At 43.1% G+C, this 12,686-nt stretch carries 10 protein-coding genes; 4 read left to right on the top strand and 6 right to left on the bottom strand.

Annotated elements, in window-relative coordinates; all coding sequences use genetic code 11:
• Positions 1-105 precede the first annotated feature (105 nt).
• The 4 genes from MHI27_RS04705 to MHI27_RS04690 all read right to left on the bottom strand — a co-directional run bounded on the left by MHI27_RS04705 (position 106) and on the right by MHI27_RS04690 (position 3,666).
• Positions 106-858, bottom strand: a complete 753-nt coding sequence (locus MHI27_RS04705) for an amino acid ABC transporter ATP-binding protein (protein WP_371916547.1) — start codon at positions 856-858, stop codon at positions 106-108.
• Between the two features lie 15 nt (positions 859-873).
• The gene (locus MHI27_RS04700; RefSeq protein ID WP_042185116.1) at positions 874-1,533 is read right to left on the bottom strand and encodes an amino acid ABC transporter permease; all 660 of its coding nucleotides are present in this window, start codon (positions 1,531-1,533) and stop codon (positions 874-876) included.
• A 29-nt stretch (positions 1,534-1,562) separates the two neighbouring features.
• Positions 1,563-2,333, bottom strand: coding sequence for an amino acid ABC transporter substrate-binding protein (locus MHI27_RS04695; RefSeq protein WP_076283872.1), 771 nt, complete (start codon positions 2,331-2,333; stop codon positions 1,563-1,565).
• Positions 2,334-2,544: 211 nt separating this feature from the next.
• Positions 2,545-3,666: a polysaccharide deacetylase gene (locus tag MHI27_RS04690; RefSeq protein ID WP_076283871.1), complete on the bottom strand. Its 1,122-nt coding sequence runs from the start codon at positions 3,664-3,666 to the stop codon at positions 2,545-2,547.
• A 484-nt stretch (positions 3,667-4,150) separates the two neighbouring features.
• Here MHI27_RS04690 and qoxA point away from each other — a divergent pair, with 484 nt between their 5' ends.
• From qoxA to qoxD, 4 genes are read left to right on the top strand one after another with little or no spacing between them, the layout of a single operon-like run.
• On the top strand, positions 4,151-5,146 hold the full coding sequence (gene qoxA / locus MHI27_RS04685) for a cytochrome aa3 quinol oxidase subunit II (RefSeq protein WP_076283870.1): 996 nt from the start codon (positions 4,151-4,153) through the stop codon (positions 5,144-5,146).
• 38 nt (positions 5,147-5,184) lie between these two features.
• Positions 5,185-7,128, top strand: coding sequence for a cytochrome aa3 quinol oxidase subunit I (qoxB, locus tag MHI27_RS04680; protein WP_042185110.1), 1,944 nt, complete (start codon positions 5,185-5,187; stop codon positions 7,126-7,128).
• On the top strand, positions 7,125-7,721 hold the full coding sequence (qoxC, locus tag MHI27_RS04675) for a cytochrome aa3 quinol oxidase subunit III (RefSeq protein ID WP_076283869.1): 597 nt from the start codon (positions 7,125-7,127) through the stop codon (positions 7,719-7,721). Before qoxB ends, qoxC begins: the two co-directional genes overlap by 4 nt.
• Position 7,722: 1 nt before the next feature.
• Positions 7,723-8,016 (top strand): cytochrome aa3 quinol oxidase subunit IV, encoded by a 294-nt coding sequence (gene qoxD, locus MHI27_RS04670; RefSeq protein WP_179085737.1) that lies wholly within the window; start codon positions 7,723-7,725, stop codon positions 8,014-8,016.
• Between the two features lie 74 nt (positions 8,017-8,090).
• Here qoxD and MHI27_RS04665 read toward each other — a convergent pair whose 3' ends face one another.
• Positions 8,091-9,797 (bottom strand): methyl-accepting chemotaxis protein, encoded by a 1,707-nt coding sequence (locus MHI27_RS04665; RefSeq protein ID WP_405175716.1) that lies wholly within the window; start codon positions 9,795-9,797, stop codon positions 8,091-8,093.
• A gap of 209 nt (positions 9,798-10,006) precedes the next feature.
• The gene (locus MHI27_RS04660) at positions 10,007-12,595 is read right to left on the bottom strand and encodes a DUF4430 domain-containing protein (RefSeq protein WP_405175715.1); all 2,589 of its coding nucleotides are present in this window, start codon (positions 12,593-12,595) and stop codon (positions 10,007-10,009) included.
• Between the last annotated feature and the right edge of the window lie 91 nt (positions 12,596-12,686).

Below are 12,686 nucleotides of genomic sequence, written 5' to 3'. Positions count from 1 at the left end.
TTAATACAGTTTAATCTTTATGTCAACGCAAAAACCCCCACAGTTATAAAAACACTGTGGGGACTTTTTCTCATGAATAGACACTTTATTAGCCTGAGGCGGTATTCATACTCTCGTCTCTTGATTCAGAAAAATTCGAGTGCGCTCCTGCTGTGGATGATCAAAAATCTGCTCTGGTGTTCCAGACTCCGTAATCTCACCGTTGTCCATGAAAATCACACGATCAGCCACATCACGAGCAAAGTTCATCTCATGAGTGACAACAATCATCGTCATATTCTCCTCAGCAAGTTGACGGATGACGCGTAGTACCTCGCCCGTGAGTTCAGGATCAAGTGCGGAAGTAGGTTCATCGAACAATAGAATATCAGGGTTGAGCATTAATGCTCTCGCAATAGCAACCCGTTGCTTTTGTCCACCCGACAGCTTTGCAGGATACACATCCGCTTTTTCAGCAAGTCCTACCTTAGAAAGTAAGTTCTCACTTCTAGCCGTAATCTCCTTCACGCTCTCCCGTTTCAACATCCTTGGAGCTAGCTCTAGATTGCCCCGCACCGTTAAATGTGGAAATAGGTTAAAGTGTTGAAACACCATTCCCATGGACGCCGTGATCTCACGAATACTTGCTCCACTAGCGTATTTTCCATTCTCCACGAGCGGCTTGCCTTGGATGAAGATGCTTCCACCCGTAATTTCCTCTAGATGTACTAGACTACGCAGCATCGTACTCTTACCTGAACCTGAAGGCCCGATAACAGCGACGGCTTCTCCTGCCTGGATATTGAAACTAACCTTCTTCAACACATCCAATTTGCCGAAGGATTTCTGTAAATCACTTACTTCTATCATGTTACTCATATTCAGACAGTCCCTCTACTCGAATTTAAAACGTTTCTCCAGTGCTTTGAAGAATAAAGTGAGCACCAGCGTCATCAGTAAGTAAATCACTCCCGCCACTACAAAGGGGGTTACAGTAAAGTCTCGATTTACTGCTGTTTTGGCATAGTTCAGTAGCTCAGGTACAGCAACGGCATACAGCAGAGCCGTATCTTTGACCAAGGAAATCGATTCATTGGCCACGGCTGGCAAAGCTACCCTAAACATTTGAGCTAGAATTACCTTGCGCAGCGTTTGCCATTTACTCAGTCCGAGTACTTTGGCTGCTTCATGCTGCCCTTTATCAATGGAGAGCATACCCCCACGGAAGATCTCCGCGAAATAAGCCCCATAGTTAAGAATAAACCCAAGACTCGCCGCAACGAAGCGGTCCATGACCAGATATTCCCCGATCACCGGAATCTGTGGTAAACCAAAGCAAAAAAATAACAATTGTAGTAAAAGTGGTGTTCCCCGCATGACATAGATATAGGTATGTGCAATCCAAGCCACGGGCTTGATCACACTCTTCGCCATCAAAGTGACTAGGAACCCGAGCGGAATCGACACCAAAATAACAATAAGAAACAATAAAATAGTTGTACGCGCGCCTTCTAACATCGGCCCGGAAATTTGTATTATATAATCCATTTTCATTTCTCCAATAAACTCTGTATATTGACCTTCTATTTTAATACCTTATTCTCACCAAACCACTTCGTGGAGATCTTCTCAGCCGTTCCGTCGTTGTTCATTTCATCCAAAGCCTTTTGAAGTTCTTCCAGTAGTGCCTCATTGCCTTTCTTAATTCCAATACCGTACTGCTCAGGAGCAAGCGATTCATCTAGTAGCTTAAAGGTATTAGGCTCTTTTGACATATAATATCTGGCTACCACTTCATCAATGACTACACCGTCCAGGCGCTTAGTCTTCAAATCTGTGAGCGCTAGCACATTATCCGGAAATTCCGACAGATTAGCAATTTGGTCTTTAATCGGATTAGCATTTAATGCATCGGCAGCGGAAGACAGACTTTGAAGTCCTACCTCTTTACCAGCCAAATCCTCAAGCTTTGAAATAGAGGAATCCGCTAATACGACTACAACCTGACTATTCTCAAGATAGGGCTTAGTGAATAACACCTTTTCCTTACGTTCATCTGTGATGGTATAACCATTCCAAATCATATCAATGCGCCCGCTATTCAGTTCTGACTCCTTAGCTGACCAGTCAATAGGCTGAAAAGTGATTTCTTTGCCCATTTTCTCAGCTGCAGCTCCGGCATAGTCGATATCAAACCCAACAATTTCATTGTTCTCATCTCTAAAGCCCATCGGAGCGAACTTATCATCAATCCCGATCACCAGCTTTCCATCCTTACTCCCAGAAGACGAACAGCCTGATAAAGCTGCAATAACCATGATCATAAATAAAACTAAAAGTGCATTTTTCTTCATCTCTTTTATCCCCCATCGTTGACACAGTGCTGTGTGCTTTAGTTCGCTAATACGTTATCAGAGTATCATGATAACATGACAAATTAACTACGTCGATAGATTAGAGAAGCCCACATGTGTCAAATCTACAAAGATTTCAGACAACAAAAAAAAGACGACAGATCAAATCTGCCGTCTCAACAATATGAATGATTTAATTTCACTATCAGATTTAGCGCTTATCGTTCCAAAAATTGTTAGGCTCCATATCTGAAGTAATAATATGAAACGCATAGCCTTCTTTCTTCAGCGCCGCTAGGATGCGTGGAAGAACTTTAAGTGTAGCCTTTTGATCATGCATTAGAATCACCGGGCTGCTCTTCTTCAGACTATGAACTTCTCTCATAACCGTATTATAGATGGAATTACTATCGTTCTTATATCTCCAATCCTCAGAGTCAACGTTCCAATCCCACAGATGGTACCCTTGAGTTAGTATCTTATCTCTATAAGCTTTTGTTAAATAAGGTTTACTACCATAAGGTGTACGAATCAGTGTTGTACTTTGACCTGTAATCTTCTTCAGAATTGCATTATCGTCATTCATCTCTTTCAACGCAGAAGCTGGAGAAGCATAAAATTTATCTTTCACATGTGTCATGCCGTGCAAAGCAGGTGCATGTCCATCTTTCACTAAGCGTTTCACTTGAGACGCGTGTGCGTTCATGTTATTTCCTAACATGAAGAAGGTTGCCTTCGCATCATACTTCGCCAAGATATCAAGTAGTTGAGAGGTTGTAGCGGATGGGCCATCATCAAAGCTAAGATATACAACTTTCCCCTTTGTGCCTGTCGTCCCTGTAGGTACATTTTGTTGCAAAGCCTTTTTATGTTGATTCACGAATGCAGCATCGTCTAATTTAGCCCCGGAATTATACACTCTTAATAAAGATTGAGCTGGCTTAAACGAAATTGAAAATCCAAGATGAGAGGTCATCTTCACAGGAACCATCGTTCTACCATTTTCCACAAATGTTTTCAGCGGAATAGTCTTTCCATTAGGGAGAAGAGCTGTTGCATGATCATTCAGCAGTTCGATGGAACCGTTGTTCCCTTGAACATGAATGCCAACACCCTGAAGGGTAAGATTCAGATTCAGTTCTAGGGACAAATCACGCAGTGAAACATAATATGTATCCTTTATCGACACTGCATCAATTTTAGTTAATTTATCGTTCACCCCTAATTTCAGGGATCCTGCTGCACCCGCTGCATTCACTGTATCTATCTCTCGTACCAAACCCGTACATACGAATAATACTACAAATAATAGCCACACTTTCTTTTTAAACATCTCAAAAAATCTCCCATCTCGTATATTTACCTATAACATTATCATAGATTAATAGATAGAAATTTGAGAGATTGTAACTTAATACAGAATAATTTGTTACCCTTTTTAAGACTTGCAGATATTTCGACAAAATTCGTCAAATACGGATTTCGGCCAAATCCTGTCACACCAACAAAAAATGGTTAAATTCCAATCCTTTTGCACAAAATAGATGTGTCCAAATTAGCAACTTTAGTAAATTATTGAACAAAGTTTGAACAGAAATAAATAACCATTAAACAGCGTGGCTACAGTGATCTTTATCATATCATTAGGAACTTGTAACAAATTGATCACACATATTTAACTTGATCGCCATTATTAAGGTCTATTATGGATTATATGGAAAAATAAGTCTTTTGCTTTCTTTCTCATTAGTTCTTACTATATATGAAGGTAATGATGAGGGTTAATTAATAGAAGTATTGAAGGAAGGAGCTTAAGCATGAACAAAAAGGGACCGTTATACGCTTTATTTCTCAGCCTAATTTTACTCTTGCCAGGATGCAGTTCAATCGCTGTTCTGAATCCGAAGGGGCCGGCTGCGAGAACTCTGTCTGACACGATCATCCTCTCCATTGTTATGATGCTCGGTGTTCTAGCAGTTGTCTACATCTTATATGTCTTTGTACTTTTGAAGTACCGCGCTAAGAAAAGTAATGAAGATTATATTCCTCCTCACGAGGAAGGAAACAAATGGTTGGAGGCCATCTGGATTACAATCCCGATTATTATCGTGGCATTCCTCTCCGTGGTCACTGTCAAAACGACAGTAGATGTAGAAAACGTTGCAGCGGATTATAAAGATCAGAAACCGCTTGTAATCTACGCTTCCTCCTCCAACTGGAAATGGCATTTCAGCTATCCTGAGGAAGGTATTGAAACCGTAAACTACGTGAACATTCCAGTTCACCGCGCTGTCGAGTTCAGATTGTACTCTTTCGGTACGATCTCAAGTCTCTGGATCCCTCAATTGGGAGGACAGAAATATGCGATGAGTGACATGCTTACCACTCTGCATCTTTCAGCGGATACTGTAGGTTCTTATACCGGAAGAAATGCGAACTTTAATGGTAAGGGTTTTGCCCACATGGAGTTCGAAGCCCTTGCGATGACTGATAAGGACTATCAAGAATGGGTAAAAGATGTTAAAGAAACAGCAGGTCCATTAACTGAAGACGAATTCAAAAATCTTTTGAAAATGGAATATGTCGGACGCAAAACATACACCAACACTCACTTATCCTTTAGCCCTCCTCCGGGAGAACATGGCGACCATATGAGTAATAATGGTAAAGAAATGGATATGGATAATGGAACTATGGAACATCAGGATAATAAAGAAATTCATCCGTCTCCTGCACCGTCTAGCGAGACAGAATTTAACAGCGAACCTAATCCAGAACTGGATGAACAGAGCACTACACATGAAGGACATTAGTCCATGTTAATTGAGCAACTTGAAAGGAGCGTTTCCTAATGGATTGGGATAAATTTAAGGTCCATGGCGAACCCCTGATTTACGGGGCTATGGCAAGTATTGTTTTAGCTACAATCGGGATTATCGTCGGCCTAACCTATTTTAAAAAATGGGGATATTTATGGCGCGAATGGTTAACTACCGTTGACCACAAACGTATCGGGGTTATGTATATCCTTGCTGCGCTACTAATGCTTTTCCGCGGCGGCGTTGACGCTATTATGATGAAGCTGCAAACCGCAGCCCCAGACATGAAATTTCTTGACGCACAGCATTACAACGAGGTATTTACAACACACGGCTTGATCATGATCCTCTTTATGGCCATGCCGTTTATTATCGGTCTGATGAACGTTATCGTACCGCTACAAATCGGTGCCAGAGACGTTGCCTTCCCACGTCTTAACGCTGTCAGCTTCTGGCTCTTCTTCTTCGGAGCAATGCTGCTTAACATTTCGTTTGTTATCGGGGGATCACCAGATGCTGGTTGGTCTGCATACTTCCCACTAGCAAGTATAGAGTTCAGCCCAACGGTGGGTAACAACTACTACTCGCTCGCGCTACAAATATCGGGTATCGGTACACTCCTCACAGGCGTTAACTTTATTGTAACGATTCTGAAGATGCGTGCTCCTGGTATGAAGCTGATGAAAATGCCAATGTTTACATGGTCCGTTCTAATCACGAACGTAATTATCGTATTCGCTTTCCCAGTGCTTACGGTTGCGCTCGCTTTGATGATGTTCGACCGGTTATTCGGCTCTCAATTCTTCACGATGGCCAACGGCGGTATGGATATGTTATGGGCCAACCTTTTCTGGGTATGGGGACATCCAGAAGTATATATCGTTGTACTACCCGCCTTCGGTATTTATAGTGAAATTATCGCCACCTTCTCCAAAAAGAACCTGTATGGATATACATCCATGGTCTTTAGTATGTTGATCATCTCCCTCTTGTCCTTCTTAGTATGGGCTCACCATTTCTATACAATGGGTCAAGGCGCTATGGTTAACAGTTTCTTCTCGATTACTACAATGGCCATTGCCGTTCCAACAGGTGTGAAAATATTCAACTGGCTATTCACCTTACGAAAAGGGCGAATATCATTTACGACGCCGATGCTATATTCGCTCGCGTTTATCCCGATCTTTACGATTGGTGGGGTAACAGGTGTCATGCTGGCCATGGCCAGCGCCGATTATCAGTACCATAATACAATGTTCCTGGTAGCGCATTTCCACTACGTTCTCATTCCAGGTGCTGTATTCGCCGTTATCGCAGGTTTCCACTACTGGTTCCCTAAAGTATTCGGCTTCCGTTTGAACGAACGCCTTGGTAAACATGCCTTCTGGTGGATTATTATTTCCTTTAACGTATCGTTCTTCCCACTGTTCCTTCTCGGACTTAAGGGAATGACACGTCGACAATACACTTATTCTGCGGATACCGGATTTGGTCCGCTCAGTATGGTCTCGTTCATAGGGGCGATAGGTCTTACAGTCGGATTTGTAATTCTGGTGTATAACATCTACTGGAGTACACGTTATGAACCAAGAGATACAAATGGAGATCCATGGGATGCACGTACACTGGAGTGGGCAACGAAAAGTCCGATTCCAGCTTACAACTTCGCAGTGGTTCCAACCGTAAAAACACGCGATGCCTACTGGTTCTCTAAACAAGACAACGTACCTCTATACGAAGACAAGATTACTAAGATTCATATGCCTAGCAATTCAGGCAAACCATTTATTCTGGGTGTTATCTTCTTCATTGCAGGATTCTCTCTGGTATTCAGTCTCTGGATTCCAGCCATTCTCTCTGGAGTAGGTATCCTCATCGTTCTAGCTGCTATGTCCTTCGATCGGGATCACGGATTCTACATCCCTGCAGAAGAAGTTATTGCTACTGAAAAGAAATTGCGGGGTGAGACAATATGAAAATAGATGCGTCTAAGCCGCTTGAATACTCAACAGAAGAGAATAGTAATAAAATCTTTGGCTTCTGGGTCTTTCTAGGAGCAGAGATTGCACTGTTCGCTACGTTGTTCACTGTTTACTTTGTAATGGTAGACCGTTTTGCCAGCGGCCCTAGCGGGCCGGACCTTTTTGAAATTGGTCCCGTGATGATCGAAACATTACTGCTGTTGACAAGCTCATTTACGATCGGTCTTGCAGTTCATGCTATGCGGCATGGTTACCAGAAAGCTATGATGGTCTTTTTCGGACTAACCCTACTCATGGGTCTCGGCTTCCTTGGTATTGAAATCATGGAGTTTGTCACTTATGTTCACGAAGGGGCTACACTTCAAACCAGCGGATTCCTATCCAGTCTCTTTGTACTGCTGGGAACACACGGAGCTCACGTATCGTTCGGGTTCCTGTGGGGTGCGGCTATCTTAATCCAGTTGAAGCGTCAAGGTATTACTCCGGCTACGGCCAATAAATCCTTTATCTTCTCGCTGTACTGGCATTTCTTGGACGTTGTCTGGATCTTTATTTTCAGCTTCGTCTATCTGAAAGGACTGATGTAGCATGATGAAGCAACTGTTTCCAATTCGCCATGTGATGGGTTTCTTAGCCTCTCTTGTCCTTTCTGTGGCTGCACTTGCTGTAATCTACCTTGATCTATCTAATAGTGCGAACATGGCTATCCTGCTTATTACAGCGCTCATTCAGGCTTCCCTGCAGCTCTTCCTGTTCATGCATATTGGAGAATCAGCTGATACCAAGAAAGAACTCTACCTCAATATCGCCTATGCCTTATTCGTTGGCTTAGTTACGATCTTTGGTACGCTCTTCATCTTCGTATGGGGCTGGTATGCTTAACTCCATTCAATAACACACAAAAGGACGTCTCCAAAGCCTAAATGGCTCTGGGACGTCCTTTTTTTCATTTCGCGTTATAATTTAAATCGCGCTAAAGTCTTCTGCAGATCTTCCGCCAGCACCGCTAAATACTGAGCTGATGCGGACATTTCCTCCATAGCAGACAGTTGCTGCTGACTAGCTGCGCTGGTGTCCTGAACACCCACTGCCCCTTTATTGGATATTGCATTGACCTGTTCCATTGCTGCCGCTACACCTTGTGACTCTAAGGAGACATGCGCAACCGCCTCTCTAATCTCTTCCGTCTGCAGCGTAGCTTCTTTAATAGAACTTTGAATCTCATGAAACGCTTGAGATACGAGCTGACTTTGAGCTACGCCGTGAGAGACTAGCTCGGAGCCGAAAGCCATTGATTCTACTGCTCTTTCAGTTTGCTTTTGAATATGCGTAATAATATCCGTTACTTTCAGTGAACTGTTTCGTGTCGCTTCTGCAAGACCCCGAATTTCTCCAGCAACTACAGCAAAGCCACGTCCATGTTCTCCAGCTCTCGCTGCTTCAATAGAAGCATTAAGCGCCAGCAGGTTCGTCTGTGTTGCAATTCCGTTAATCGTAGTAATAATTGTATTTATATCCTGAGACAGCTGCCCAAGGTTACTAATAATCTCTTGGCTCTGAGTTACGCCGGAGTCGATTTCCTTCATCTGTTCAATGATGTTATCTACGGCGATTACCCCTTGATCTGTTGAACCAGAAGCGACTCCCATAAGGTCGGACATTTCAAAACTGCTACTTTCTACGGCCGAAATATTATTGGTCATAGCTTGTATAGACTGAGAAGTACGATTAATGCTTTCCGTCTGTTCATCAAACCCCGCTGCAATCTCTCCAGAAGCTTCGGCGATCATTTGCGAAGCCAACGAGGTCTGCTCAGCACTAGCGCTCATCTCTTGCGATGAGGCTGATAACAATTCTGCACTCTCCGCAATGCCTTGCATCATCTTCCGTAAGCTCTCCAGCATATTGTTAAATGAGCTATTAATTTGGCCGATTTCATCCTTTGCGGTATACGTTGCTGTGACGGTTAAATCTCCATTTTCCGCCCGCTTCATTAAACCTTGCAGTTCCTTAAGAGGTTTCGTAATCAGTCGAATGATTGCAACACTAAGTACGATACAAATGATCCAAGAGAACGATATCAACACTATACTTTTAGTCTTCATGCTCTTAGCGGTAGCCGTAGACTCTGAATTATGATCTTCAGCTCCCTTTAGCAGCGAATCGCTTATTCCTTTAAGCATATTGATCATTTTCTCACGAGAATTACTAAACTCACCTGTGAATACTTGAAAGGCCTCTTTGCTACCTTTGCTATCTGCTACCTGAATAATATTATCTCTTTGTGCACGATAGTCTGTTAAGGAGGACTCATATTCCTTTATTTTACTCACTACCGCACTATCATTGTACTGGACGGTCTTCAACTTGTTCAAAAGATTATTATTTTCCTGAACTTTCTCCGTAATACTCTCTTTCAGTTGTTTGTTCTTGTTTACATCGACGCTAATCATGCGCTCCAAGAGAAAAGCTTCAATGGCCCGATTGTTTGTACGCATTTGTCCCACGTAAGAAACAGGCAATAAGTTTTCATTATACGTTTCTGTTGTTTTTTGGGCCATTTTGTCCATGGTGATAAAGCCAGTTACCCCCACAATGTTCAACATGACTACAGAAAATACCAATAGAATCCCAATTTTGAATTTCACTTTCATATTCTTCATCTGCATTCCGCCTTCACATGATCTTACTAACTATCTATTTTTATCGGTAAGAAAGGCGAATAGTGTGATGATTTTTAAATAAAATCATGAATAAAATGTCGAAAAAAAGTTTCTGTTGTCAAATAATGCAACGAACGAAAACAAAAACGGACACTCGACCCGCTAATACTCCGAATCTTAGTGTCCGCCTAACGAATAACTAACCCTACTTATTCACCCGATGAATAATACCAATATAATATATCACCGTTCTCTAAAATGTAGCTGTCCGCGCTGATACTTGGATCAGCATCTCTATTCGTCTTATACTTCCATCCACTGCTAGGTCCGCCATCAAATTCGGACAAACCATCTATAGATTTCACGTATTTACTTCCAGCGTTTCCGGATGACACTACCTTATCGCCCAATTGACTAATCAATAAGCTATAAGCCGTTTCACCTTCTTTTAGCGATACTGTTGTACTGTTCAGAATCGTACCCTTCTTGTTATCCCCAACGACTGAAAGGGTAGCCGTAGCTTTAACAGGAGCAATAACATCTGAAGCAATGTTTAGTGACTGAGTATAACGCGCCACACTAGGCACACTAGGCACACTATCTTTAGCATATCCGGTAACAATGATCGTATAGGTATTCGCTGGTAGACCTTGGTCAAATACAGCTACACCCTTAGCATTTGTGATCGCCTTCTGATCACCGATCAAGACCTGCACGCCAGCGGCTGGAGAAGTCACTGGATCGGAAGTAAAGGTATCCTTATTCCACACCCATTTTTTCTGAGAAACTGTTACAGTGAAAGCTTCACCCGGCTTCGGCTGTGCAGAGGATACAACCGCAGTATCAACAACCTGTGTGGTTTCTCCGGCATAATATACAAGAACACGGTCGGATTCCTGTAATTCAAAAGCGTCCATACCCACACTTGGATAGATCCATTCACCGCTACGCCATACTACGAAGCTCCACCAGCCATCATAAAGGCCTTGAGTAACTCCATGAATACCCGATACAAAATTACCATACGACGATTTCGTGATATCTACTTTAAAATCATTGGATAACCCCAATTGCTGCAAAGCTTCAAGCGCATTGGAAGCCTTTAAAGTCCCCTCACCGATCAGTCCTTGCGGACCCTCAACGGTAAGTGAAGCCGTTACATTCTTAGGAATTACCTTTAGATCTTGAGTATATTTAGCTATCGATGGCGCTTTTCCTTCACGATAGCCTGTTACAGTCAGCTTGTAATCACCTGCTGGAACATTCCCTGAGAATAGCGCCTCGCCTTTAGCATTTGTTGTTACGATGCGATTTCCAATTTGGACCTGAACGCCAGATGCTTTGGCAGCTACCGGGGAGGATGTATTCGTTACAGCGTCCCATTTCCATGTCTTACTAGTCACTACTACAGTAAAAGAACCGCCCTCTTTAAGGCTTGCTTTGGACACCGTTACCGAATCTACAAGTTTAGTATCATCTCCAGCATAATAAACCAAGACCTGATCTGAATCTTTAAGCGCAAAATCACTCATTCCAACATCAGGGTTGATCCATTGACCGTTACGGGATACGGCATACATCCATCCGTCATAGCCGCCGTAGCTTCCGGCGGGAATGTTTCCAATTCCTGTGACATATGCACCGGAAGGATTCGTGATCGGCAAGTTCGTCTGAAGAGCCAGCTTCTCTAGTGCACCAAGTACGTTGCTAGCATATCCATATCCCTGTGCTAAAGTACTCTTAGGACCCTCTACAGTAACAGGTGCATAGATTAAGGCATTCTGAACAGATGACTTAGAAAAATCGTATAACTTACTGTTACTGCCTTTATAGAGTAGATTGTAGGCTACAAGCGCCTGAAGGCCTTGCTCAGTAGCTAGAATATTACTGCTTCCGCCACGGCTATGAGCGAAGCTTCCGTCAGCTAGACGGTAGCTCAGCAGGTTACCGATCAGATTCACTTTATTCTTGGCATATTCTAATCCACTTGGATCTACACCGAAGGATGTGAGACCTAGAATAGCTTGTGCAGCGCTCTCAGCACTATCTCCGTAACCTCCATGACTATCCTGAGCATTAGAGAGCCAAGATACGGCTTGTAGCCCTGCTGTGTAAGCTTCTGGATTACGCTTATGTGCCGCTAGAGCGGTCAAAGCTATCGCTGTCATATCTGGCTCACTAGCGCCTGTCGTTAAGGCAAAGCCGCCATCTTGATTTTGCTTGGAGAGAATCTCAGCAATGAGCTTATCCGCTGTCCATTTCGCGTTATATGGAATGTTATATTTACCAGAGTCCAGTGCGAGCAAAGCATATACTGGATTATTAAGTGTCTGTCCACTGATTTTGTCATGATTATAGATCTTCTCTATTAAGTTATAGCCAGGTGTTGTTCCGCTTCCAGCAAAGTTGGTAGGATCAGCACCTACCGCTCTTACTGCGAGTACAATTCTCGCATAATCCGTTACGCTCGCGAAATTCCCCTCTGCATCCTTCACCTTTTTCTCAAGAGCTAGACGGTAACCTGCTGGCAGTTTGTATCCCGCTTGAGCCAGCCCAATCGCTTGCCAATCCGACTGCACGCCACCCTTTAGAATAAATTCTGCAGCTGTATAGGTCGCATCCGCAACATTAATTCGCTCCGCCTGAGCAGTTGCATCGCTAGATTCATCTAGTCCGGTGCTAACACCCGCCTCTGCGAAGATGGTTCCTGCCGGAGCAAGGGATGTTCCTAAAATTGAAATGACCATGAATATGGCCAGTCCAAGTACAAAAAACTTGGAGGTGACTATTTTCTTCATTGTTCAACCTCTTTCTATAAAGGAATGGATACTACATAAAATAAGAGCGCACAACATAAAGACCGCCCCTAGAAAGGGCGGTATAACCTTA

Origin of the sequence: Paenibacillus sp. FSL H8-0261, assembly GCF_045040645.1 — a bacterium.
Lineage (GTDB): Bacteria > Bacillota > Bacilli > Paenibacillales > Paenibacillaceae > Paenibacillus_AQ.
Note: the sequence above shows the minus strand (reverse complement) of the source record. Positions and strands in the feature narration are given on the sequence as shown.